The 25,356-nt window shown below is 41.1% G+C and carries 27 protein-coding genes and 1 rRNA gene; 7 read left to right on the top strand and 21 right to left on the bottom strand.

The genetic code is table 11. The features are described 5' to 3' along the window. Positions 1–153, bottom strand: a 16S ribosomal RNA gene (locus tag CWB80_RS00395); the annotation flags it as partial. Between the two features lie 574 nt (positions 154–727). Between CWB80_RS00395 and CWB80_RS00390 the strand changes: the two genes are divergently transcribed. Next, entirely contained in the window at positions 728–1,207 is a 480-nt protein-coding gene (locus CWB80_RS00390) for an RNA recognition motif domain-containing protein (protein ID WP_054564068.1), read from the top strand. On the opposite strand, the gene murI is transcribed toward CWB80_RS00390, so the two are convergent. Next, positions 1,170–1,964 (bottom strand): glutamate racemase, encoded by a 795-nt coding sequence (gene murI / locus CWB80_RS00385; protein WP_138601218.1) that lies wholly within the window; start codon positions 1,962–1,964, stop codon positions 1,170–1,172. The genes CWB80_RS00390 and murI overlap by 38 nt on opposite strands. Positions 1,965–2,030: 66 nt before the next feature. Continuing rightward, the gene (locus tag CWB80_RS00380; protein ID WP_138601221.1) at positions 2,031–3,149 is read right to left on the bottom strand and encodes a DUF5610 domain-containing protein; all 1,119 of its coding nucleotides are present in this window, start codon (positions 3,147–3,149) and stop codon (positions 2,031–2,033) included. A 163-nt stretch (positions 3,150–3,312) separates the two neighbouring features. On the opposite strand from CWB80_RS00380, the gene trmA reads away from it, so the two are divergent. Then, complete coding sequence (gene trmA, locus CWB80_RS00375; protein WP_138601224.1) at positions 3,313–4,410, top strand: tRNA (uridine(54)-C5)-methyltransferase TrmA; 1,098 nt, start codon at positions 3,313–3,315, stop codon at positions 4,408–4,410. Between the two features lie 2 nt (positions 4,411–4,412). Here trmA and CWB80_RS00370 read toward each other — a convergent pair whose 3' ends face one another. The 5 genes from CWB80_RS00370 to ccoG all read right to left on the bottom strand — a co-directional run bounded on the left by CWB80_RS00370 (position 4,413) and on the right by ccoG (position 8,707). Continuing rightward, positions 4,413–4,865 carry a 2-thiouracil desulfurase family protein gene (locus CWB80_RS00370; protein WP_138601227.1) on the bottom strand — a complete coding sequence of 151 codons (453 nt, stop codon included), beginning with the start codon at positions 4,863–4,865 and terminating at the stop codon, positions 4,413–4,415. Between the two features lie 60 nt (positions 4,866–4,925). Beyond that, entirely contained in the window at positions 4,926–5,564 is a 639-nt protein-coding gene (locus CWB80_RS00365) for a thiol:disulfide interchange protein DsbA/DsbL (RefSeq protein ID WP_138601230.1), read from the bottom strand. An 18-nt stretch (positions 5,565–5,582) separates the two neighbouring features. Beyond that, positions 5,583–6,206: a thiol:disulfide interchange protein DsbA/DsbL gene (locus CWB80_RS00360; protein WP_138601233.1), complete on the bottom strand. Its 624-nt coding sequence runs from the start codon at positions 6,204–6,206 to the stop codon at positions 5,583–5,585. 30 nt (positions 6,207–6,236) lie between these two features. Then, positions 6,237–7,211, bottom strand: coding sequence for a serine/threonine protein kinase (locus CWB80_RS00355; RefSeq protein WP_138601236.1), 975 nt, complete (start codon positions 7,209–7,211; stop codon positions 6,237–6,239). Positions 7,212–7,276: 65 nt separating this feature from the next. Then, positions 7,277–8,707, bottom strand: coding sequence for a cytochrome c oxidase accessory protein CcoG (gene ccoG, locus CWB80_RS00350; RefSeq protein ID WP_138601239.1), 1,431 nt, complete (start codon positions 8,705–8,707; stop codon positions 7,277–7,279). Positions 8,708–8,985: 278 nt separating this feature from the next. Between ccoG and CWB80_RS00345 the strand changes: the two genes are divergently transcribed. Then, positions 8,986–9,345 (top strand): hypothetical protein, encoded by a 360-nt coding sequence (locus CWB80_RS00345; RefSeq protein WP_054554852.1) that lies wholly within the window; start codon positions 8,986–8,988, stop codon positions 9,343–9,345. Further along, positions 9,345–9,548, top strand: coding sequence for a hypothetical protein (locus CWB80_RS22835; protein ID WP_054554851.1), 204 nt, complete (start codon positions 9,345–9,347; stop codon positions 9,546–9,548). The genes CWB80_RS00345 and CWB80_RS22835 overlap by 1 nt, the downstream gene beginning before the upstream one ends. Here the strand turns inward: CWB80_RS22835 and CWB80_RS00335 are convergent. From CWB80_RS00335 to gspC, 13 genes are all read right to left on the bottom strand, one after another. Continuing rightward, entirely contained in the window at positions 9,545–10,159 is a 615-nt protein-coding gene (locus CWB80_RS00335) for a YecA/YgfB family protein (protein ID WP_138601260.1), read from the bottom strand. The genes CWB80_RS22835 and CWB80_RS00335 overlap by 4 nt on opposite strands. Positions 10,160–10,178: 19 nt before the next feature. Then, entirely contained in the window at positions 10,179–10,937 is a 759-nt protein-coding gene (locus CWB80_RS00330; RefSeq protein ID WP_138601242.1) for a type II secretion system protein N, read from the bottom strand. A 3-nt stretch (positions 10,938–10,940) separates the two neighbouring features. Further along, positions 10,941–11,414: a type II secretion system protein M gene (locus CWB80_RS00325; RefSeq protein WP_054554848.1), complete on the bottom strand. Its 474-nt coding sequence runs from the start codon at positions 11,412–11,414 to the stop codon at positions 10,941–10,943. Then, on the bottom strand, positions 11,411–12,622 hold the full coding sequence (gene gspL / locus CWB80_RS00320) for a type II secretion system protein GspL (RefSeq protein ID WP_054554847.1): 1,212 nt from the start codon (positions 12,620–12,622) through the stop codon (positions 11,411–11,413). The genes CWB80_RS00325 and gspL overlap by 4 nt, the downstream gene beginning before the upstream one ends. Then, complete coding sequence (gene gspK / locus CWB80_RS00315; RefSeq protein ID WP_138601263.1) at positions 12,619–13,605, bottom strand: type II secretion system minor pseudopilin GspK; 987 nt, start codon at positions 13,603–13,605, stop codon at positions 12,619–12,621. The genes gspL and gspK overlap by 4 nt, the downstream gene beginning before the upstream one ends. An 11-nt stretch (positions 13,606–13,616) precedes the next feature. Further along, positions 13,617–14,291 carry a type II secretion system minor pseudopilin GspJ gene (gene gspJ / locus CWB80_RS00310; protein ID WP_138601245.1) on the bottom strand — a complete coding sequence of 225 codons (675 nt, stop codon included), beginning with the start codon at positions 14,289–14,291 and terminating at the stop codon, positions 13,617–13,619. Further along, entirely contained in the window at positions 14,291–14,665 is a 375-nt protein-coding gene (gene gspI, locus CWB80_RS00305; RefSeq protein ID WP_054554845.1) for a type II secretion system minor pseudopilin GspI, read from the bottom strand. Before gspI ends, gspJ begins: the two co-directional genes overlap by 1 nt. Beyond that, the gene (locus tag CWB80_RS00300) at positions 14,665–15,264 is read right to left on the bottom strand and encodes a prepilin-type N-terminal cleavage/methylation domain-containing protein (RefSeq protein WP_054554844.1); all 600 of its coding nucleotides are present in this window, start codon (positions 15,262–15,264) and stop codon (positions 14,665–14,667) included. The genes gspI and CWB80_RS00300 overlap by 1 nt, the downstream gene beginning before the upstream one ends. A 55-nt stretch (positions 15,265–15,319) precedes the next feature. Then, complete coding sequence (gspG, locus tag CWB80_RS00295) at positions 15,320–15,739, bottom strand: type II secretion system major pseudopilin GspG (RefSeq protein WP_054554843.1); 420 nt, start codon at positions 15,737–15,739, stop codon at positions 15,320–15,322. 78 nt (positions 15,740–15,817) lie between these two features. Continuing rightward, on the bottom strand, positions 15,818–17,053 hold the full coding sequence (gene gspF, locus CWB80_RS00290) for a type II secretion system inner membrane protein GspF (protein WP_054554842.1): 1,236 nt from the start codon (positions 17,051–17,053) through the stop codon (positions 15,818–15,820). A gap of 2 nt (positions 17,054–17,055) precedes the next feature. Then, positions 17,056–18,621 carry a type II secretion system ATPase GspE gene (gene gspE, locus CWB80_RS00285; protein ID WP_054554841.1) on the bottom strand — a complete coding sequence of 522 codons (1,566 nt, stop codon included), beginning with the start codon at positions 18,619–18,621 and terminating at the stop codon, positions 17,056–17,058. Beyond that, positions 18,614–20,677, bottom strand: a complete 2,064-nt coding sequence (gene gspD / locus CWB80_RS00280) for a type II secretion system secretin GspD (RefSeq protein WP_054554840.1) — start codon at positions 20,675–20,677, stop codon at positions 18,614–18,616. Before gspD ends, gspE begins: the two co-directional genes overlap by 8 nt. A gap of 22 nt (positions 20,678–20,699) precedes the next feature. Further along, on the bottom strand, positions 20,700–21,641 hold the full coding sequence (gspC, locus tag CWB80_RS00275) for a type II secretion system protein GspC (protein ID WP_138601248.1): 942 nt from the start codon (positions 21,639–21,641) through the stop codon (positions 20,700–20,702). 205 nt (positions 21,642–21,846) lie between these two features. On the opposite strand from gspC, the gene hslR reads away from it, so the two are divergent. The 3 genes from hslR to CWB80_RS00260 all read left to right on the top strand — a co-directional run bounded on the left by hslR (position 21,847) and on the right by CWB80_RS00260 (position 24,943). Continuing rightward, a complete protein-coding gene (gene hslR / locus CWB80_RS00270; protein WP_138601251.1) occupies positions 21,847–22,269 on the top strand; it encodes a ribosome-associated heat shock protein Hsp15 in 423 nt (140 codons plus the stop codon). Between the two features lie 12 nt (positions 22,270–22,281). Beyond that, a complete protein-coding gene (gene hslO, locus CWB80_RS00265; RefSeq protein WP_138601254.1) occupies positions 22,282–23,127 on the top strand; it encodes an Hsp33 family molecular chaperone HslO in 846 nt (281 codons plus the stop codon). Between the two features lie 277 nt (positions 23,128–23,404). Next, on the top strand, positions 23,405–24,943 hold the full coding sequence (locus CWB80_RS00260) for a phosphoenolpyruvate carboxykinase (RefSeq protein WP_138601257.1): 1,539 nt from the start codon (positions 23,405–23,407) through the stop codon (positions 24,941–24,943). The last annotated feature ends 413 nt before the right edge of the window (positions 24,944–25,356 follow it).

The following is a 25,356-nucleotide window of genomic DNA, read 5'->3' as shown; positions in this document are numbered from 1 at the left end:
GTTGCCCGCGACCATCAGGCATATTCCCAAGCATTACTCACCCGTCCGCCGCTCGTCAGCAGAGTAGCAAGCTACTCTCTGTTACCGCTCGACTTGCATGTGTTAGGCCTGCCGCCAGCGTTCAATCTGAGCCATGATCAAACTCTTCAATTAAAAGTTTTTTGAAACCGAAGTTTCGTGCTCAATGAATTCTGTATAAATTGACTATATAGTCACTCATAAGAAATTGAGACTCTAAATTTGTTTGCTTCACTTAGTAAACTAAGCTTCGCTGTTAGAACTCAATCTGTACGAGTGCCCACACAGATGATTGCTTTATATTGTTAAAGAACATTGCGACGTTGTCGCTAGGGATGCGTATAATACATCCTTAATTTTTCGAGTCAACACTTAATTTCAAACTTTCTTTCGATTATTTGAAACAGAAGTTTCACTTAACTCTGTGTCACTTTGTTCAGCGCCTTTCGTTGCTGCCCGCCGTGTCAGTGGGGTCGCATTATAGGGAGATCCAAAAACAGATCAACACTTTTTTTCGATCTTTTTACTGTTCGCTCAAAAAGCGAACTAAATTTACCGAAAACAGCAAAAACGGTCGCTATTATGGCTGTTTTTTAAGCCAATATTCATAATTTAATGCAAATTTCATTGCTATGTTCATTTAACTCGTTAAGATAGCAAGTTCACAATGTTAAATTAATGTTTATTTCTTGTTTATTGGTAGATCAAAATGAAATTACCCGATCAAAAATCTTTTCTTTTCTCCGTTATTCTTGCTGTTTTAGGTTTTGTGGTTGTTAAGTTCGCACTTGCAAGCTTAGCTTTAGACCCAGCATTGCTATTTGGTGCAGGCTTATTAATTGGTGCTTTAGTTATTGCAGCACTTTCATCAGCGTCAAGTGAGGAGGCCGAAGTAAAAACAAAAACACTTTATGTTGGCAACCTACCTTATCGTGCTAATGAAGGTGTTGTTCGTGCTTTATTCGAAGAACAAGGCAAAGTTTTCAATGTACGTTTATTAAAAGATAAAAATACAGGTAAACGTCGTGGCTTTGGTTTTGTTGAAATGGCTGAAGCTGATGCAGATAAAGCAATCAATCAATTAAATGATAGCGAATTCCAACAACGTACTTTAAAAGTGCGTGAAGCAAAACAAAAACAAGAGAACGAAGCTAACAGCTTTCGTGAGGGATCTGATCAGTCAGCGTAATAAGCTCAACGCTTAATTGCGAATGACCAATAGGAGCCGTTGCATAATAGTGCAGCGGCTTTTTTTTATCGGTTGTAAAAGTAAAGCCTCGTAAAGTAATCAAACTCTCAACGCGCTTAGCAATGGCTTTGCCTGAGTCAATAAGGAAGATCTGTTGTTTATAATAGTCACTAATCGCGCTGGCTAGTAATGGAAAGTGTGTACAGCCAAGTACCAGTACATCTATATCTTCTGCTATCGCTAAATTACTCAATACTTTCTCAAGCTTTGCTTTATTGATTTTCTGCGTATGAAATAGTGTTTCTGCAATTTCTACCAGCTCAGTTGAGCCATATAAGCTGACTTGTGTGTCTTGGCTATGAGTACTAATTAAATTTGCAGTATAGCGACTCTTGATGGTTGATGGTGTTGCCAGTAAACCAATATGTTTGCTGTTACTTATAGCGCAAGCAGGCTTTATTGCAGGTACTACCCCGACAACTTCTATACTTGTGTGCTGACGAATAGTATCTAAGGCAGAGGTAGAGGCGGTATTACACGCAATAACTAGGATATCAACGTGTAAGTTTGCTGTCTCGATAAACTGTAGTAGCGCTAAAAGGCGGGCTATGATCGTTTGCTGACTTTGCGCGCCATAGGGCAATAAAGCATTGTCCATAAAATAACTATAATCAGCACCTGGAATCAATGCTTGGATCTGTTCAAGTACGGTTGTTCCACCTATACCAGAATCAAACACCATTATATGAACTGACAAACTGCTTACCTCGGATCATCAAAGGTCAGCAGTTTGCCATGCAGCTTTATAAAAAGAAAGAAAGGACTAAGCCTCTTCTTCTGTTGCCGAGCGTAGCTTATTCATTTGTTCGAACATTGCTTTGGTATAATCCACCAGCTCACTGACTTCTTCTTTATCTTGGTTTAACCATTGTAAGATGCCAGCCAGTTCATTTTGCAAACCAATATCGCCCGCTTTATTAAACGCCTGTTTCAAATCGTCATTAAATGGCGCTATTTTCTCAGCAACTTCTTTTTCAGGAGCAGGTTTATATTCTTCATACCCTTTAATCGCTGCTACTGTTTTGGTTTGTTTTAGATCCATGGTAAAGCCGACTAGTTGCTCGTTACCTAAGTTCAGCTCTTTAGCTTGTTCAAAGGCTTCTTCTAATGAACCAGAGAAGAATGTTTCGCTAACACTCTGCAAGTCTTCCATCAATTCATTGATAGCTTGCTGCTCTTGCTCATTTAAATCACCATTGACCGACATCGAGAATGATAAATCACGTGATTGCGAAGACTCACTGACAAAGGCTTCGTTGTCGCCATTTTTGCTATAACTGCTTGCAGACTTACTTTCGTATGCATCAGCAAAGCTAATACTAACTTCATCACCTTCAGCGGTGGTGAAAGTGTACTCCGCGTTATTACTTAAGCTGATGTATTGAGCTTGGCTGACTGAAACCGCATTAGGTTTAGGATTGAACAAGTCTTCTTCTAATTCATCAATACCTTTAAAGATACCTTCTTTAGACTTTTCGATACCCTCTTCGATGTCATCGTTAAGAATACCTGACTCTTTAAGCTCATCATACGCATCGTCGATGCCCATTTGCACACCTTTACGTGCATCACCTAGCATGCCTTTGAGTTTTTCATCATCAGCACCATCGGCTTTTGCTTTACGAAGTGCACCGCCAACAAAGTCGAGTACGTTTTTCACGATCTCTTCAAAGTCGAACAGCGGTTTATCTTTTTTCTCTTCGGCTTTAGGTAAACCAAGTGCCTCAGCAAGTTTATCATCAAGAACTTTTGCCGCGAGCTCACGACCGCGTTGTTGATAACTATCTTGACGATTTTGAATGGTAGGCTGCTGCAGAGCCTGTTTACCATTGTATTTATTCACATTTGTATTAGGCATATAGCCTAGGTTGCCAATTTTCATGATCCGACTCCATGTTATGGTTAACTCATTATCGGCCAAAAACCACAGAACTTAAGTTTTTGTATAAAAAAACGACACTAAAATAAATAACAAAACTAGACAAATCCTCAGCGCTCCCTACAATAGCGCCGTTATACAGCTAAGAGATAAAAGGTAATCAGCCATGGCGGTTATAAAAATTGATACAACTCAATATGATGCACAATTGAGTGAGAAAGAGCAGCGCATCACCTCACAGTTTCGACGTTTTGGGGTCGAAAAATTAGAAGTGTTCGGCTCTGATCCTATTCATTACCGCCAACGTGCAGAGTTTCGTGTTTGGCATGAAGGTGAAGACCTGTTTCACATCATGTTTGATCAACAAACTAAAGAAAAGATCCGCGTAGATGAGTTTGACCCTGCAGCACCTTTAGTGGGTGAAGTGATGCAAGCGATGATCGAAAACTTAAAAGACAATGAAGTTCTGCGCCGTAAGCTGTTTCAAATCGATTACCTTTCAAGCTTAAGTGGCGAGATCCTTGTTAGCTTATTGTATCACAAACAACTAGATGAGCAGTGGCTACAAGCAATTAAAGAGCTTAAAGCAAAACTGAGCACACAGTTTAAGATTGATTTTATTGGCCGTGCTCGTAAGCAAAAAGAAGTGATTGGTAATGATTACGTTATCGAGCGTTTAAACGTAAACGGTAAAGAGCTTATTTATCAGCAAGTCGAAAATAGCTTTACGCAACCGAATGCGAAAGTAAACATCAAGATGCTAGAGTGGGCACAAGCGCTTTGCCAACCCCTCAATAATGACTTACTGGAGTTATATTGTGGAAATGGTAACTTTTCGATTGCTCTTGCGGGTTCATTCGACCGGGTATTAGCCACTGAGATATCAAAATCATCGGTTTACTCAGCACAATACAATATTGCACAAAACAAGGTTGAGAACTTAGATATCATTCGTATGTCGAGTGAAGAGTTCACTCAAGCAATGAAAGGCGAACGTACCTTCTCTCGTTTAGATGGCATAGACCTGAAAAGCTATAACTGCCAAACAATCTTGGTGGATCCACCACGTGCTGGCATGGACACGCTAACTTGTGACCTAGTTGCGAACTACGACAACATTATTTATATCTCGTGTAATCCCGATACCCTAGAACGTGACCTTGATCACTTATGCAAAACCCATGAAGTAAAACGTTTTGCAATTTTTGATCAATTCCCTTACACCCATCACATTGAATCAGGTGTGTTTTTACAACGTAAATAAAATCACTCTGCCAGCGCAGCAAATAGCGCTGGCAACTGCTGCTCGCTGAATACAGCTATACCATTGTCAGTTAACAGCCTTGCAGTTAACCCCATCCCTGAAATTTTCTTTCCTGAATGACTACCATCGTAAATAGTATTGCGACCACATGACGGGCTTGATTCTTTTAACAACGCATAGCGAATGCCCTGTTTTTTGCAAAGTTTAAGTGCTTGTTCTGCGCCATAAGCAAACTGCACTGTGACATCTTGCGCATCTTTGGTAAGTACTCTACCCACTTTGATTTCTGCAGGCGGCCTTGGTGTAGGTAAGCCACCAGCTACTTCAGGGCAGAATGCAACGAGCCTTTCTTGCTGTTTAAGAGTTTCTAAACCAGGATGGAGTAAGTTTTGCGATTGCCCGTCATAACGAACAGGGTTTCCTAACAAACAGCTTGAAACTAATAGTTTTTGCATTTGCTTTACCAATAAAAAAGCTCCGCGAACGGAGCTTTGAATTAAATTTAACTAATTAGCTTATTTATCAGCTAGGTAGTTAATTAAATCTGCCATGCTCTTTGCATCACTGATGCCTGAGTCCGCACCTAAGATTAAGCGATATTTACCATTAACAATAAAAGTTGGAACGCCTTTTAAAGCACCTTTTTGTTGGTAGTATTCTTGGTCACGTTTCATTTTAGACGCCATAGTACGTACAGAAAAGCTGTTGTAGTACTTATCAAAATCTTCAGCCGATACACCTTGTGAAACAAAGATGTCTTTCATATCAGCTAGTTCGTTAATACGAGCACGCTTACCGTGAATATGATTAAACACAGCGGCTACTAACGCGTCTTTCTGTGGTAACACATTAGCCGTCGCATAACCTTGCGCTAAAATGGTTTGAATTTCTGGGTCACGAGGACCTGAAAAATCAACATGGCTCTTTTTGAATTTAACGCCATCTTTAAGAAGTGTTTTAAGCTCTTTCACAACTGGCTCGAAGTTATTACAGTGTGGGCAGTAGAATGAGAAGAACTCTTTTACTTCTGGCTTTTTAGAAGCGCGTGCATCAATCGTTTCATAATGCTTACCTTCTTCATATTGAGCAGCTGAGGCATTTGCCGCTAAACCTAGCGTGGCAGCCATTAATACAGCTTTTACTAACTTGATCATTACTTCTTTACTCCAAAATTATTGTTTTAATAAAAATTCGACTAATTCATCAAGCATCTGCTGGCTCTTGATGGTATTTAAATTAATTTTGTATTTATCATTGACGATAAAAGTTGGTACACCTGTTAAGGCGCCCATGTCTGAATATTTTTGCTGCTTATCTTGCATCGCTTTTTCAGCGCTAATCACTGGCATGCTTGCAATTTCAGCATCAAACACTTCATTACTAATACCATTAGTTGCAAGTAGTGCTTTAACGTCTTTCATGTCTTTAAGTAAGGCACGTTGTCTATGGATGCTGTTAAAGATTTGATCAGCTACTTGTTCTGCTTTGCCATGTTGCTTAGCAATTAAGTAGGCATAGCTTAAGTTACTTTGAGTTTGCTTAGACACACCGCCTAAAAAGTTAACATGACTTTTTACAAATTCAGTCCCTTCAGGAAGACTTGCCGTTAATGCTTTTGCAACTGGTTCAAACTGAAAACAGTGTGGGCAATAAAATGAAAAGAACTCGGTTACTTGAGGTGTTGCACTTTTCTCAACTTTTAATACTTCGTATTGATTACCTGCTTCAAAATCAGCAGCAAAGGCCGCAAAAGGTAAACATAAAATGAGTAGACTTAACTTTAATTTTTTAAACATTGTTCTCTCGACTTTATTAACTTTAAAAATTTATGGTAATAATTTTAATGGTGCTTCTTGTAGCGCTGCAAGCTGTTCTTTTAACGCTAGTATTTGCTGCTCCCAGTATTTGTCTTCAGCAAACCATGAAAAGTTCCGCGGGAACGCAGGATCATCCCACCTTTTCGCCAACCAGCCCATGTAATGCACCATTCGCATCGCTCTAAGTGGTTCAATCAGCTTTAATTGGCTGTGATCAAAATCGCTAAATTCTTCGTACGCTGCGACTAAAGTGTCTAACTGTAACAGTTGATTGTTACGATCGCCACTGAGCATCATCCAAAGATCTTGAATTGCAGGCCCTTGTCGACTGTCGTCTAAATCAACAAACATTAATGCATCACCAGACCACAGTATATTGCCGGCATGACAGTCACCGTGCAGACGAATAGTTTCAACATTTTTATACTGCTGTGTGGTTTCTTTGATCACCAAATCTAAAATAGTATAAAAGGCGTTCTCTAATGCCATTGGCACCAAGTTACTTGCCTGTAACTGAACTTTAGCTGTCTTAAGATATTCTTCACAGCTGATCACAGGTCTATGTTCAAATGGCTTTGTTTTTGCTACTTGGTGCATTCGCCCAATTAAGCGGCCAAGTACATCGAGTTGATCTAAATTATCAACTTCAAAAATACGCCCGCCCACACTTGGGAATAACGTAAACAAATAACCATCATGCTCAAATAAGCTTTGCCCTTCGATAATTACAGGTGCAACAACTGGCACTTCGGCCTCAGCGAGTTCAAATGCAAATGCATGCTCTTCTAAGATTTGCGCCTTACTCCAGCGCTCTGGACGGTAAAACTTAACAACATAACGATGGCCATCTTCTGCTTTAAATTGATAAACACGGTTCTCGTAGCTATTTAATGCCAGCAGCCCTGATTCAGCATAAACACCGATACTTTCAACCGCATCTAAAATTGAATCGGGTGTAAGGTCTACAAAACTAAATTTACTCATAATGCCTCATCATATAAAAAAAGCGGGAAAATCCCGCTTTTTATTCATTCGCTCAGTGTACTTAATTATCGCGCCTTAAAGAAGTTACTCGGCTGTGAAATCTGCACATCAGGCTCACCATCGACAGAAAGTACGAACTCAAACTTCGTCATCGGCTTTTTCAAATCATATGGATCAACAACCAATGACAGTGGCACGTTATAAGACTCGCCAGAAGGTACTGTGAAAGTTTGTTTGCCAATGTACTCAAAGTTATCAAGCCCTTCAACACGAATATTAAAGGTTTGCTGATGCTGAGCTTTGTTAATTACTTTTAGTGTATAGGTGTTTTCAACTAGGCCATTAAAGTCAACACGGTATAGCTGATTACGGTCACGGATGATATCCAATTCCATCGGTTTACGCATCGCAATATTTGCCACCAGCGCCCCTGTTAACACCACTAAGATAACTAAATAACCAATTAACTTAGGGCGCAGTGCGTGTGTTTTGTTGTCTGGCGTTTCTAAGTTGCGTTCTGTGGTGTAGGAAATAAGGCCGCGTGGGTAATTCATTTTATCCATCACCCCATCACACGCATCGATACATGCACCACAGTTAATACACTCATATTGTAAGCCGTTACGAATATCGATCCCCGTAGGGCACACCTGCACACATAAGTTACAGTCGATACAATCACCTAAGCCAAGCTCTTTTGGATCTTGCTTGCGTGAACGTGGGCCGCGGCTCTCACCACGTGCCTCATCATAGCTCACGGTAAAGGTATCTTTATCGAACATAGCTGATTGAAAGCGAGAATAAGGACAAATGTGTAAACACATAATCTCGCGCATCCAACCCGCATTACCATAAGTACAGGCTGCAAATACGGCTAAACAAATATACGAATACGCTGTTGCATCAAGGGTAAAAAGATCAGGTAGCAACTGGCGGATAGGCGTAAAATAACCAACAAAAGTAAACGCTGTATAAAGTGAGAATAACCACCAGCTACCGTGCTTGGCGCTTTTTCGCCAAAACTTATCAAAGTCCATCGGGCGTTGATCTAGTTTCTTTCGCTGATTAGCTGTACCTTCAAACTTTTCTTCAAACCAAATAAAAATGAAAGTCCAAACAGTTTGTGGGCAAGTATAACCACACCAAACCCGTCCATAGAAAGTAGTTACTAAGAACAACGCAAACGCCGCCAACATTAAAATGAAAGCAAGGATAGTCAGATCTTGTGGCCAAAGCGTTAAACCAAAAATGTTAAACTTTTGTCCTACCAAATCGAACAGTACAGCTTGCTGGCCATGGAAGTTAATCCAAGGTAGTAGCATGAACGCAAGCATGCCGATAAAACCAATTCGCTGCCTTAACAATTGGTGTAAGCCAGTTACAGCTCGAACATAAATACGGTTACGTGGATTAAATCTATCATCGAGGGAAGCATTTTCCGGTTTCTGGATTTTTACTTCCGTTGGGATATTTTTAACCTTAATCTGATTATCCATTAAAATTCCTCAACGCCACTAGGAAATAATACTCAAACATATGTTTGCAGTAAGAGGTTTCTGTGCCAATAAGCAAATCAGAATACATCTCATTACGTTCAAAGATTTCTGAAACTTTAAATCTATATATTGCATTATACTCAATCTATGGAAAATTTCAGGGTTAGATTTCATATACGAACTTTTAACTATTTAATCGTATCTGCTTGCTTTTAAAACAACCATTTTATTAAACTTGCAGCTACCACCTATTCATTCAGATCAAAGTTTATTGGACTATGAAAAAATTTCTCATCTTAGTGCTTATAATTTTAGCACTTTTCACAATTGATCATCCTTTGATCAAAGAACCTAGGGACAGGTTACTAGGTGAGGGAGTCGGTATGATTTCTGATGCTAGTAAGGTAAACCGAAGTCCTGCCGCTAATATGGCTAAAAATAATATTAAGTCACAACTTAATTTATCAAACTCAGAGCTTGAGTATATTGAAGACACATTCACTACCGACGATAAACTACAACTCTTTCACCTTCATTATTGCCGTGAAAAAGATATTAACTTGTACTTTTATGGCGAACGCTTGAATCGTGTTTGTAGTATTGTTTCGAATGCGCTTGAAGAAAGGCTAAACAAGTAATGGACTTTTCTGCTTTAAACAAAAAAACCAGCGACTCGTTTGCTAAACAACGTAATATGTTAAAAAAGCTGGGCAAGGGTCAAACCTTATACTGCGAAGAGTGTAAAGGCGCCCTCACCTTAGATTTGAAAACTGATCAGCCAGGTAAAGGCGTAGTATGCTGTGCCAAAGGTTGCACAAACATCCTACTCGAGCTGGGTTAGTTCCAGCTCTCATCATTATATAGTTGGCTATTTACAGCAACGACTTCAATTAACTCTGCAAAGCCAGCGGCGAATTCATTCATTACTTCATATTGCTGCTGGCATAGTTGCCCTTCAGATAAACCATTATCAGTTGCAAGGGCTGCAATTCCACTCGCTTCAAGGGTAAAAAAGCCTAAGCTTTGCAGAGCTGTAGCCAAGGCTTCTTTTAACTCATCAGCTAACTGTGGCGCGCTTAATAGCTTGTTAACGTAACCTTGCGCACCATGCATAAAACCTTGGCTCCAATGCTGACATTCTTGAATATCTAGGTATTGTTGCCCTTGCGAGCTCAGCTGTAAGCTCACAGGTAATGCAAAACCCGTCTCGAATACTTGTTCGCTGATCTGTTGATATAAAGCCATAAATGCAAACAGCACTTGCTCATCCATTTGCCCATCAGAACCAGGTGCAACTTCTTCTAACCACTGGTGAACATCAAGCGGCTCAGGAGCACAGATCACCGCAAATAAATAACCTTGGGTTTGCGCCAAGCTAAGCGCATCTTGATGCTGCGCTAAAAACTGACTTAAAAGCTCGCTTTGCTGCTTTGAAAACTCAGGTAATTGCATACTATTCAATTAATCCAATTTAAAAGTTAAGCGGATAACGACCTTCGTTATCAGGACGACCAAGAAACTTCGCAGCATCATGCACTTCTTTCGGTAAGCTTGCTTCAGGTTTAATATAACCAGCTACTTTAAAGTCTAGGTTCGCTTTTAATACTGCATCAGCTTCAAGCCCTAAACGGTTTTCAGGGTCTACAAGTACTGCTACATCACCGGATTTACAGCTTAAACGGCCACTTAAAGGACCAATGCTAAACCAATTATTCATTCCTTTCACATCAATGTTCGGGCTCGCAATTTCGCCGCTTAGACTTTCACAATAAGGCTCGCCTGAGCTGTACTCATCTAAATCTACAATCACACGACCTTGCGCACTAATCGGCAAAGGTAGTTGTAAACGTTGCATGGCACGTTCAACTGTTAAGCGTAAAGTGGTCTTTTTCACAGTAACCGCTTGGTTAAATAAACCGTAAGAAAAATCAGCATGGCCTGAAATATCCGCTTTATCACGAGGATCACCAAAACGTACCGTACCCACTAATTTACCTGTAAACAGTGACCACCCCGACAATTGCCAACGCACATTGTTTAATTGCTCACCATCAAAACGTACCTGCATAATGCGCCCGTCCCATAGCGTGCCACTGGCTTTACCTAATTGTAATTGCTTTGGTAAATGTGGCTTGGCTAAATCAAGTGCAACGGCAGCGGGTGTTTTTACCAGCGTAAACACCAAAAAACACATCACAAACACTGTGATTAATAAAATAACTCTTTTCATCGTTTACTTCTCTAGTACCAAACGACTTACACGCACAAAGCCTGATTTGTCATCTTTACTTAAATCTAAATTCTCGATTAGCACACCATGTGAATTAACCAGTTCATCTAACCATTCAACAAGGTTATTAAACTCAACAGAGTCAATGGTTAAACGAAGTGAATTGTCATTTGGCTGCATTTTGCTAATGATAATTTGATAACGATTACGGGTGCTATTAACGATTTGGCTTAAGCTACGGCTGCTCGTATTACGTGCATTACCACTCGCTTTAAGTTTAACAATACTTTCATCAACCCACGCCAACAGCTCTTGCTGTTTTATTGTGTCTTGCTCTGCTTTTTCGATAGCAGCGTTAAGTGGACGAAAGACCCCCATAACCAGCACAAAAATAACAAACACACCACCTGCAACCATTACAAGTTGCTGCTCTTGTTCTTTTAACGAGCGCCAATAATTGATTATTTGGTTTTTCATGCCGCACCTCGTAACTTAATTTCACCAACGACATAATCACCATCATTGTTCAGCGAGCCTTGATCTACGGTTAAGCCACGCTGCTCTAATATTGCTTTTACTTTACTGAATGACTGGAAATCTTTGCCGCGCGCGCGAATACGTAATTCGTTACGACCTTGATCGTAGCGAAGCGTTTCTGGTGTGAAGTCGTTTACTTCACTAAAAATCGAGACAAGATCGTTAGTCAAATCTAAGAAGCCAGCAGTGCTGCCACCTTCTATCAATGCAAGTTCGCTGCGAATTTGACTACGGATAAGCTGAGGTCGCACTTTTTTATTTGGAAAAGCACGCTGATAATTAGCAACCACTTCTGCTTTTGCGGCTTCAAGCTGGTTATTTAACTTATAAAGCTCAAGCGACTTAACACCCACACTGCAAACTAGTGCAACACCTGCTGCAATAGCTGCTTTTTGCCAATAGCCCCACCAAATCGCTGATTTTTTCTTAAGCTGATAAACACCTTGGCGAAGGTTGAATTTCACTTCAGGTAACTGCTTAGCAAATAAGGCTAAAGGTAAATCGTATTGCTGCGTTTGAGCACTAAGGTTAACTGTGTCAGGAAAAGCCGTTGCAGGGCTAAAGTGTGCAACATCAGGGTTACCTAATGCTGTTAAATAGCCAGCAAGCCAGTTCGGCTCTACAGCGGCAATATGCCAATTACCCTGTTTACATAGCCACTGGCCATTAAGCTCAATAGCGCGTAACTGAGTGTTGTCATCAACATCAGGTAACAATAAAGCATCCGGCAGTATTTTATATACTTCGATGCCATGCTCATTAAACTCAGCTAGCCATTGCTCAAACCATTCACGGTCGGTCATCGCGATGTTAATAGCGTGCTTTTCATCAACAAGTGTTGGCTCAGCAATCGCTATGAATAAGTCATCAACATCACAGGCTATTTCTTCTTCTAGCATGTAAGGAAGTGCTTGCTCTAACTTACGGTTCCACTTAGTTGGTAGGGTAACTGTTTTAAGTTGTACCTGATCGCTTGGTAAAAGTGCGACTACTTCCCGTGATTGTGCTTTTTCTGTTAGCTCACCAAGTTGTGTTGCATTGGCAATTTCACCGCTGGCAATTATTTCTTGTTCTATTGGTGAGTAAATTAGCCAGTTAAGGCTGTCTTTTAACGTTTGACCCGTACGGATCAACAATATCTCTGTCACTGTACGCCTCCAAATTTTCGCGCCAGTATCGTTACTGTACCATTAGTGGCATGGAGTAAGGTGGTCATCGAAAAACGCAGCTCTGCAAATTCAGCCTGCGTTTGTAGTTTAAAATATTCACTGTTGATACTGAATAGATTTTCAACGGCTTTCACGTTTTGTGCGCCTTGTTGGTTAACCTCTTCAAAAAAAGCTTCTAAATCATCATACCCATCTTGAGGACGTGATGATAATACCGCTTCAGCGCCTGAAAGGCTTAAGCCATCAATAAGCGAGCTTAATAAAATCGCACTTTCTGCAGGTAGTGTATTAACGTTTATTTGCAGCAACTCACTGCCAGGAATAACACACACAAATGGTAAGAGTTTCTCCATAACGAGTGGGTTAAAACCTTTTACCAAACGAAGTTCAGAGGTCGAAGCAAAGTAACTATTTGCCGTCATATATGGGTATTGTCGAGATAAATACTCATCTTCTTCTGCACCTGAGCGATAGGTAATACTATCTTCATCTAACCAATCAAACACACTATCGGCCATGGCTTCTTCTGATTCATCCGTTGGTAAATTCTCAATGTTTTCTAATAATGCCAACAATGCCTTATGTGCTGGGTTCGTTTTATTATTTGGATCCGTCTGCGGATCTGGTTTTACATGCAATGCATTTAAGTTTAAACATGCTTGTAAATCTGTAATCGTGCCACTTAAGGTACCATTATCAACAGGATAAGGAACCCCGCCCTGCTGCGCCCAAATTTGCTCTAAATGCGTTTTATCAGGATCATCTTTTTTAGTTTGTTTTAGTGCTTTAATTGCCAGCTCTTCAGCTGCAAAGGCATACCATTTAGCCTGTTGATGGTTTTGAATATTGCTACTACGCTGCACTTGCACCATTAAATTAGCACTCATCTCAACGGCTAACATCGCAGCCAGCGCCACAATAAATAGCACAATAACAAGCGCCGCACCTTTGGAGCGATTCATTGTAGTCATGACTAGCCACCCGTTCCGCTATTATTATTGTTATTACCATTAGCGCCGTTATTACTATTATTTGTTTGAGTAGTTACTTTGCCCTCACCTGGCACCAAAAACACGCGACGAATTGGCTCCTGTTCTATTTTTTGAATAGTGACTGCAACCGCTTTTGGCAGCGCTTTAATTTGCCACTGCTCTTGCCACTCGTCTTTGTCATCTAAAAATTCAAATTTCAGATCTTCAATATCTTCCAAAATGACTTGTGAGCGCGGCTCCATGTTATCTAGTTGATCAACATACACCCGATACACTCGTTCAAGATTATCATCTATCACGCGATAACCAACCGCTTGCAGTTCAGAGCGCGGTAATAGATTAATCGGGTTAATCCAACCATCACGAACAAAGCCAATGCCATCGTATTGGCTATCAAGAATATAACGACCAGCCAAAACATACGTGTCTTGAAAATCACCAGCTTCGTTTCGAACCTGACGCTTAGTCATTTGACTAAAATCTTGGTCCATCAAACGAAATAAGGTTTGATAACCATTTAACTCAGCAATCGTCTCGTCTGAGGCTTCTTTTGCTTTGGTTGTCGAATCAAGAATTTGATGGGTCGATAACACCACAAAGGCTAAAATACCCATGGCGACAATTACTTCAAGTAAGGTAAAACCGCGTTGCTTCACTACTTATCACCTTTATTCAAATAAGTAGAAAGCTCATACACTGGGTATTCAAGCTTTTCATCGGCGAATACGTTAATGGTGACCTTTACAAAGGTTTTATCAGCAGTAGGAACCACATCCTGACGCCAGTACCATTCAAAACCAGCGAGTGTTTCAGTGCCTTTGACGCCACTTTTGCCTGTCCATTTATCGCCTTTAGCGCGCTGCTCAACCATTACGTTCTCGGCAACCCAAGAAGCATAAGTTTGTTCTTCAATCGACGATAGGTGATTAATGTGCTCACCGGTTGCCTGCATTGCGGCAATACCGGCCATTGCACAAATAGCCAAGGCAACCATCACTTCGAGTAAGGTAAAACCTGCTGACTTATTCATTACTCAGGCTCCATACGAAACTTTACCGGGGCCATAAATTCGCCTTCGATAAAATACTGTGGTTCACGCTCATCTTTAAGCTCGTAAATCAATTGAAACGCACTGACTTCGCCAGAAGATAAAATAAGGACTTGCGGTATTTTGAGCTTTTGCAGCTCAAGTAAGCTGTCTTCGTCACCACCGCTCATTAATTCACGCCAGTTGGACTGCTCTAGCAAGTTATCTTGTGCCCAGGCTAAATCATCAAGGTTAAGAGTGAGTTCAAAGCGCTCATCAACCTTAATTGGGGCAAACAATTTTTCACGGTCAAAAGTAACCCACTTATCACCGTCAAAAACTAAAAATTCAAATGTATCTTGGTCAAGATGAAAGCCCAGCTCAACCTGATTTAAAATCGCAAACTCAGACGCCATATTAATCGTAGTATGTAATCTGAGCGCTTGTTTTTCGAGTTCTTCTTCAGCACCACCATCAAAACTGTAGGCAACCATTTTGGTGACAAAACCAATCACCACAAGCACCATTAATATTTCGATGAGGCTAAACCCTTTCGCGTGCTTAGCACGGCCAGCCAAACGCAAACGACCAAGGCTTACCATAATAGTAAGCCTTGATGTGTATAAGCTTTGCTCAGTTGGCTGAATTTAGGCATTATTACTTTTCTTCATCCCAGTTACCGATGTCATCATCAGTACCTGCTTCACCATCAGGACCCATTGAGAAGATATCAATTTTACCGATTTCTCCTGGGCTGATTAGCTGGTAAGGATTACCCCATGGATCTTCTGGTAACTTCTCAAGGAAACCGCCATCAGGAAAACGCTTTGGAATTGGCTCAATGCTTGTTTTATTCACTAGCGCTTCTAAGCCTTGCTCTGTGGTTGGATACGCTTTGTTTTTAAGCTTGTATAGGCTTAACGCATCTTCAATTTGTTGAATATCTAAGTGTGCTTTATCGATTGCAGCTTCTTCTTGCTGACCCATGATATTTGGCGCCACAATTGACATGATCATACCGATAATAACCAGTACTACCATGACTTCTAGTAATGAGAAACCTGACTGTTTGTTCACAAAAATACCTCTAACTTTCTTCAAAAATTTATTATAGAGCGGCAGTGTTAGCTGCTAATTGCTCTAGTGTTCCCTAATTTAAAGACCTACAGCCTTATTCATTGCCATAATCGGCTGTAGTATTGCCATAACAATAAACAATACAATTACCGCCATTGAAGCAATCATCGCGGGCTCTAATAGTTTCAGAGACACGTTTACCATGCTCTCAAACTCACGATCTTGGTTATTTGCAGCACGTTCCAGCATTTGCTCAAGTTCACCTGATTTTTCACCACTGGCTATCATGTGTAGCATCATAGGTGGGAAAAGTTTGGTTTGTTGAAGTGAAGCACGAAGGCTCGCCCCTTCACTTACACGTGTTGCAGCATCTTGCACCGACTTTTTCATTTTTTCGTTAGCCAGTACACCACCAGAGATACGCATCCCTTCAAGTAGCGGCACTGAGCTTGACGATAAAATACTTAAAGTTCGGGCAAAACGCGCCGTATTAACACCGCGAGCTACCTTACCAATGCCCGGTAAATGCAGCACTTTTTCGTCATACCAGTAACGAATATGCGGCTGTTTAAGCGCTTGCTTAATGGCCACAGCTAACACGGTTATAATGACTAAACTAATAAACCAGTAGTTTTGCACAAAATTACTGGCGGCCATTACCCATTCAGTCGTCCAGGGTAATACTTGTTTTGATTTTTCGAAGGTCTTCAAGATTTTAGGTACCACAGTACCTAACAATACAGAGACAATCGCAATAGCAAATACCACAAGAATGGTTGGATACACCATCGCCTGTGTGATTTGACTACGCATATGCTGACGTTGTTCCGTGTAATCTGCTAAACGATTTAAAACTTGGTCTAGGTGACCCGATTTTTCACCAGCTGCCACCATAGCACGATACAAATCATCAAAGACATGCGGAAACTCGCTCATGCCATCAGCTAAGGTATAACCTTCAACAACCTTTGAGCGCACTGCCATAAGCATGCGCTTTAAACGCGGCTTTTCACATTGCTCAGCCACCGCCATGACAGCCCCTTCAACAGGTAATGCTGACTGGATTAAGGTTGCAAGCTGACGAGTGATTAATGCTAAATCTGAAGTCGAAATTTTTGGTTTAAAGAAACTCCCAAATAAAGAGCCCTTTGCCCCAGTCGCTTGCTTTTCACCTTCTGCAGCAGCAACGACCTCTAAAGGCATTAAACCTTGATCGCGCAAAGTTTGGCGGATTTGCTTTACCGTATCGGCTTCAAGAATGCCTTTTTTCTCTTTACCTCTGCCGTCGAGGGCACGGTATTCAAATGCTGCCATGATTAACCTTCCTCACGTGTTACACGCAAGACTTCTTCTAAGGTAGTGCGACCTGCAAGTACGCGATTACAGCCATCTTGGCGAATACTTGGGCTATGTTTACGAATGTACTTCTCAACACTTTGTTCGCCTTTACCGCTGTGGATCATTTCGCGAATTGTTTCATCAACAACCAGCAACTCATGAATACCAGTACGACCGCGATAACCATTAAAGTTACACTCTTCACAACCAACTGCACGATAAATTGTTGGCGGCTCAGCAGGATTGACACCTAATAACTGACACTCGCGCTCATCAGCAATGTGACCTTCTTTACAGCTATTACATAAAGTACGTACAAGACGTTGTGACAATACACCGAGTAACGATGATGACAGTAAGAAAGGCTCTACACCCATATCTTCCATACGCGTGATAGCACCAGCAGCTGTATTAGTATGCAGTGTTGACATAACCAAGTGACCGGTTAATGACGCTTGCACACCAATTTGTGCTGTTTCAAGGTCACGGATCTCACCCACCATTACGACGTCAGGGTCTTGACGAAGGATGGCACGTAAGCCTCGGGCAAAGGTCATATCTACCTTGGTATTAACCTGAGTTTGACCAATGCCTGGGATCTCGTACTCAATTGGATCTTCAACGGTAAGAATATTACGGTCCCGTGAGTTGATTTGGCTCATACCCGCATACAAGGTGGTACTTTTACCAGAACCCGTAGGACCGGTTACTAAGATAATACCGTGCGGCTTACTGATTAAATCAGCAAACAATTCACGGTTACGCTCAGTCATACCTAAATCTTCTAGGTTCAGGCGTGCGTTGTTTTTATCAAGTAGACGTAGCACGACACGCTCACCAAAGCTTGATGGCATAGTCGATACACGCACATCTACGGCACGACCAGCAATACGCAAACTAATACGGCCATCTTGCGGAATCCGCTTTTCAGCAATATCTAGTTTCGCCATAACCTTAATACGCGACACCAACAGTGAAGCGAGTTTACGATTCGGCTTTAAAACTTCTTTTAATACGCCATCAACCCTAAAGCGAATTACCAGCTCTTGCTCAAAGGTTTCGATATGAATATCTGAAGCACCTTCTTTAATTGCTTCGCTGAGCATCGCGTTTATCAGCTTGATGATTGGCGCATCATCATCACCAGCAAGGAGATCTTCAGTTTGCGGTAACTCATCTGCAAGCGAGAATAAATCAACCTCGTTGCCGATATCTTCCATCATTTGCTGTGTTTCAGAACTATCACGCTGATAAGAAGCCTCAAGCAACAGCTCAAATTTATCATCAGGTAATTGTTCTAGCGAAAAACCATGACCCGCAATACGACGCACCTCAAGTAAAGCGTTAACATCCAACTCACCGCGGTAATAAACTGTCCAGTTGTCTTGATCTTTACCTAACAGCACACCTGTGCGACGCGCATACGAGAATGGCAACCGCTTAGTTGGCAAGCTAACAAGATCATCACTTGTTAGCAGCTCATCATGATTAGCTGATACGTCTGATGCTAGCTCGTCATTGATTTCAGAAATTGCATTAGTCATCGTTGCGCTCATTCGCGTTTTGTTGTTTTAAATATTCTTCGTAAGTTGGTGGTAATACTAAGGCATCATCCCACTCTGGAAGAATTGGCGCATCTTCTAATGGCATTAAATCAATACCATCTTCTTTTTGTTTGTGTTGTTCGCCACGGATAAAGTTATATTTTGAGTGGCTTAATTTATTCATGCTGATGCCATCGCGAACAATGGTAGGACGAATAAATACAATCAGGTTACGTTTACGCTTACTGGTGCTGGTTGAGCGGAATAAATGGCCAAGTACTGGAATATCACCTAATAATGGCACCTTAGAGACACTTTCTTGCACATCTTCATCAATCAAGCCGCCCAGTACAACCATACCACCATCATCAGCCATAACCGTGGTTTTAATGGCACGTTTGTTTACTGAAATATCGACCGCAGTAGCACCACTCACACTCGACACTTCTTGCTCAATCGTTAACTGAACTGCTGAACCGTCATTGATTTGTGGTGTCACTTTAAGTTTTACACCTACTTCTTGACGTTCAACTGTTTGGAATGGATTCGCATTATTTGAGCCTGTTTGCGAACCTGTGATAATCGGTACTTCTTGACCAACAATCATTGATGCTTCTTCGTTATCCATGGTCGTTACAGACGGCGTAGCAAGAATATTAGAGTTTGTATCGGTTGAAACAGCTTGGATAATTGCACCCCAATCGTTTTTAACAATCCCCATGGCTAAACCATTGATACCACCTAGTAATGAGGCAAGTGCCGTTAAGTCACCTTCTTGTGTTTCAGAAGTCTTGGTGACTGTACCAGTTTCGGTACCTACAACCGTACCTTCAATCGTTTTATCGCGTGCTTGCTCAGCTGCAACGGCTAACGAACCAACTGGTACTGTTGTGCCGTTGTTAAACTGCATCATTCCGCCTTGCTCTGAAATCCACTGTAAGCCTAAGTTGATACCATCAGCTTCTAAAACTTCAACAATGATAGCTTCAACTAAAACTTGCGCACGACGCACATCAAGACGCTCAATTACTTGCTCAAGCGAGCGCATGGTGTCAGGCTGTGCAGTAATAACAAGTGAATTTGAATCAGGGTGTGCTTCAATACTTGTTTCGTTTTGATTACGAGAGCGCGTTTTAGTTGCACCGCCTTGCGCATCTTCTGCTAGTGTTTTGCTTACGCCCTGCAATACTTTTACAAGGTCTTCTGCTTTGGCGTAATTAAGGTAGATAACTTTAGTGTTACCTTGGTTTTCTAATTCACCATCTAAACGGCTAATTAATTCAACAGCACGAGTACGCGCTTGCGCTTCACCACTGACAATCACACTGTTAGTTCGACCATCAGCAACTACTTTAGGAATTAGAAATTCTGGAACGCTTCCTTTACCGCCATCTTTATAAATATTCTCAACAACAGACACTACATCATCTGCGGTAGCAAACTTAAGCTTTACAATATCAACACGCTTGTCACCAGCTTGGTCAACAGAGCGGATAATTTCTACTAAGCGGTTAACTGACGCTGCATGGCCGGTCAACATCATCACGTTCGCAGCATTAAAGTTAGCAACGTGGCCGCCATCTTTTTGATCGCTAAATTGACGAACCAGCGGGCCAAGCTCTTGTACGCTTACATTTTTAACACGTACAACTCGCGTTACCATCATATCGCCACTGGCTTGGTTATCCTCAGTGATAAGCGGTACATTTGACTTTTTAGCGTCAGAGCTTTTTTCAATTTTGATAATACCGTTATCCATCTCTACAGCTGAATAACCATAAACCTCAAGTACATTTAAAAAGAACTGATAATAAAGCTTTTCATCCATTAACTCATAACTGCGCACATTTACTTTGCCACGCACATTTGGGTCAATAATGACGGTTTTATTTAAATTTTTACCAACGATATTAATAAACTCATTAATATCAGTGCCTTTAAAATTAGCCGCATACTCAACAGCTGAAACTGAAAGCGATAATCCTGTTAATAAAAAAAGCGCTGCATATTTAGCTAACCCTTTTTTGATTTTTGTGAGGTGTAGCGCGTGAACCATTCTATAAAAACTCCAAAGCTAGTTATTGCAGGCTAAATTGCACATCAATTTGCTCACCATCGCGTTCGATAGTGATACTTGCGTCAGTACTATTTCGTAATTCGTTTATTGCTGACATTGCCTGTTTCAAATCATTTAATTGATAGCCATTAATCGCAATAGCTAAATCATTATTCATTAGTCCCATTTGCTTAAATAAAGCAGGATCTTTACCTGGGCTTAAGCGGTACCCCACTAACTCGCCATCAACCATCGCTTGAGAGACGCGAATGTAGTCAAATAGTTTACCGGGATCGTCTAATACTTCTTCACGCGTTTCGATGAGCGCTTCTTTTACCTCTTCATCTTCAGTCGCATTTATTTCATTATTTTCGACAAGTTGAGGGCCTGCAGTTAATTCTGATTCATCACGCTCTGCTAACACTGGCATAGACACCGTTTTCGTAAAATCTAGACCATCAAGCATTAACGTTTCAAAACGACCGCTAACATCTAAAATTACTCGGTCAGGTAATACTTGAGCAAGCTTGGCGCGAGTGCCTTTAATTGCATCATCGACAACATAGGTTTCTTGTTTTCCTTGAGATTCGATAATAGCAAGACCTGCTTGGTCATTTTGGCTTACAGCAACAATGCCGGTTAGGTTAATACTTAGACGTGTTTCAGGGGCGTTGTTAATGACTTGATTTTGTTTAGCGGCAGACTTTTTAGTTTCGACAACAACTTTGCCGAATAAATTTTGCTCAATTATTTGTCGAGAACTAACAGTCTCAACTCGCTTTGCCATGGTATTAACACCTGTTACTGGCAATGCGCTTGTATCGGGTTCTGGCCATACAAGCCAAAACAGCTTGGATGACAAAAAAGCAATGTAAACAACAACTAACAGCACTACAAATGCACTTAGCTTGGCATGAGGTAAGCCGTTCAAAAACTGTTTAACTTGTTGTAAGTGTTGATCCATAAACTCTATTTCTTATTTTAATTTACTGCTTGATAGCTGGCCTATAGTACCTTTTCATTTTTCATTCAACAAGCACACGTATATTAAACTTTGTAAACAAGGTAAATTCAACGAACAGGGGCTGCAAGGAATAACTATGACTGTTTCTTTGTGATTAAGTTTCATGGTAAATTTTGCCTATATATCAGCACTATAAAAGAGCACAATTGTGTCAAAAGGTAACACTCATAAGTCACAAGACAAACAAGACGAATTAAGCGTGCGCCTTGATAAATGGTTATGGGCTGCCCGCTTTTACAAAACCCGTTCAATAGCAAGAGACATGGTGCAAGGTGGCAAAGTGCATTATAATGGACAACGTACCAAGCCCAGTAAAATTGTCGAGGTAGGTGCAGTAGTTAAACTACTACAAGGGGTCGATGAAAAGGTAGTGACAATTGAAAAGATCCTTGAAAAACGTCAAGGCGCCCCCATTGCACAAACCTTATACCAAGAAACTCAAGCAAGCATTGAGAAACGCGAAGCAAATGCTATCGCCCGTAAGAACAACAGCTTCTTTGCTCCACATCCTGATCGTAAACCAGATAAGAAGCAAAGGCGTGAACTGTTGAAAATGAAATCAAGTTAGGTAATGCAACTCATGCAACAAGATTTACTTCATCGTTATATATTTGATCAGCTCGATGTACGTGGTGAACTCGTACAAATTGAAAACTCTTTTCAAGAGATGATCGCAAACCATAATTATCCAGCACCTGTGCAAACCTTATTAGGTGAACTACTTGTTGCTACCTGCTTATTGACGGCTACTTTAAAGTTTGAAGGCGAAATTGCCGTTCAACTACAAGGCGATGGCCCAGTAAAATATGCCGTAATTAATGGTGACGATAAACAAAACATGCGAGGCATCGCACGCCTTCAAGGTGAAGTAACCGGTAGCTCAATAAAAGACTTAATTGGTAATGGCTATATGGTTATTACAATTACGCCAACTAAAGGTGAGCGATACCAAGGTATTGTACCGTTAGAACACGATAGCTTAGATAAATGCCTTGAAAACTATTTTGAGCAATCGGAACAATTAAAAACACGTCTTTGGTTTGCAACTGAAGTAACAGCAGACACAGCAAAAGCAGCAGGCTTATTCTTACAAGTATTACCCGTTAATAAAGAAAAGTCGGTAGAAGACTTTACTCATCTAGAAGCGATTAGCAACACAATCAAAGATGAAGAGTTACTAGGTTTAGATGCTAACACTGTGCTGACTCGACTTTACCATGAAGATAATCCTCAGTTATTCGAACCACAGTCTATTAGTTTCCGTTGTGGTTGTAGCAGAGACAAAACAATTGCTGCACTAGTTAATGTAGGTCAAAACGAATTACTTGCCGACGTGCAAGCAAATGGTGAAGTAAAAATTAGCTGTCATTATTGCTTAAAAGATTACATATTCAACGAGCAAGATATTAAAGCCATTTTTAATTAATACATCATAATAAAAATTATTATATTCAAAGCCGCCATCAGTGCGGCTTTTTTATTAAAAATAATATCAAAACTAATGATACCGGTGTCATGAAAATGCGTCATTTTATGACACCGGTATCATTGAAATTATTCATGTTTTTTGCCAAATATATGCCTTTTTAGGCCCTTCAGACACTCGAATATCCCTAATCCTTCTGTTACTATTATTTTAGCAAAAGGGAAAACTAAGAACCCCAGAGCTATCCCGTTCAATCTCTCACAATTTAGGTATAAACATGACTGCAAACGCTACTAGTTTTGTTGATCTTACAGCAGCTGAACTTGTCGAACACGCTATTCGTCGTGGCGAAGGGACTCTAGCCGCTAATGGTGCTTTTGTTGCTAAAACCGGTGCTCGCACTGGCCGCTCTCCAAAAGATCGTTTTATTGTTCAAGAGCCAAGCACTGAAAACGAAATCCAATGGGGCAACGTTAACCGCCCATTCGATGCAGACAAGTTTGACGCGTTATGGGCACGTGTAGAAGAACACGTGAAAAGCAACGACCACTTCATCTCTCACCTAGAAGTTGGCGCTGATCCTGAGCACTATTTACCAGTTGTAGTTACAACAGAAACTGCATGGCATCATATTTTTGCCAAAAACATGTTTATCGAGCCACAAACATACAATACTGCAGACTTCCCTGAGTGGCAGGTAATGAATGTACCTTCATTTGTATGTGACCCAGAGCGTGATGGCACTAACAGTGACGGCACTGTAATCATTAACTTCGCACAACGTAAAGTTCTACTAGCTGGTATGCGCTACGCTGGCGAAATGAAGAAATCAATGTTCTCTGTACAAAACTTCCTACTTCCTGCAAAAGGTGTATTACCAATGCACTGCTCTGCAAACGTAGGTGAAGCAGGCGACACTGCGTTATTCTTCGGTCTATCTGGTACAGGTAAAACAACATTATCTGCAGACCCTACTCGCTTCCTTATTGGAGATGACGAGCACGGTTGGGCACCTGGTAGCGTATTTAACATCGAAGGTGGTTGTTATGCTAAATGTATCGATCTTTCACAAAAGAACGAACCAGTTATTTGGAATGCAATTCGTTTCGGTACAATCTTAGAAAACGTGGTACTTGACGAAAACCGTGTACCAGATTTCCATGATACAAGCCTGACACAAAATAGCCGAGCTGCTTACCCACTAGAGCACGTTGAAAAACGTAAAGTAGAAAACCGTGCTGGTGAGCCAAAAGCCGTTGTATTCTTAACATGTGACGTAAGCGGTGTATTACCACCAGTTTCAGTACTAACTGAAGAAGCTGCTGCATACCACTTCCTAAGCGGTTACACAGCGAAAGTCGGTTCAACTGAAATCGGTTCTACAAGCGACATCGAGTCTACATTCTCAACATGTTTCGGTGCTCCTTTCTTCCCTCGTCCTGCTGGCGTTTATGCAGAGCTTCTAATGAAGCGTGTACGTGAATTCGGCGCTAAAGTATACCTAGTTAACACAGGTTGGACAGGTGGCCCTTACGGTACAGGTCAACGCTTTGACATCCCAACAACACGTGCTGTTGTTGATGCAATCGTATCAGGTAAACTGGCAGATGTTGAAACTCAACACATCGACGTTCTAAACCTAGATGTACCAGTTGCTGTTCCTGGTGTAGACAGCCAACTTCTTAACCCAATCAATACATGGGAAGATAAAGAGAAGTACGCAGAATATGCAAACAAACTAGCTTCTGACTTCACTGAAAACTTCGCTAAATACGATGTTTCAGAAGCAATCAAATCAGCAGGTCCAAAAGCTTAATACCAAGCTTACCCTCAGATTAAAAAACGCCAGCTATATGCTGGCGTTTTTGTTTTTGGTTCATAAGCTGATGAGTTGCGAGTTGCTAGAGTAAAGTTAGCGAGTTAGCAAGGGGAAAGTTTTAAGGCCTGGCGTAGGTTGAGTAGAGCGAAGCGAAACCCAACATAAAAAGAGCTATCAGCTTTTCAGATGTCAGCGAACAGCCGCGCGGTGTGGTTTTTTGGGTAAGAGTCTCCCTAAGCAATAAAGCCCTGCCAAGGCACTTCAGAGTTGTCTATTAGCAAGATAAAGCTTGAAGGTCTGGCGTAGGTTGGGTAGAGCGCAGCGAAACCCAACAGCGTGGTAATTCGTCATGCACAATGAAGAGGTAAAGTTCATTAATAAAAGACGAATTATACCATTCCGCTTAAATA

This window comes from Pseudoalteromonas sp. S1650 (assembly GCF_005887195.1).
Lineage (GTDB): Bacteria > Pseudomonadota > Gammaproteobacteria > Enterobacterales > Alteromonadaceae > Pseudoalteromonas > Pseudoalteromonas simplex.
Note: the sequence above shows the minus strand (reverse complement) of the source record. Positions and strands in the feature narration are given on the sequence as shown.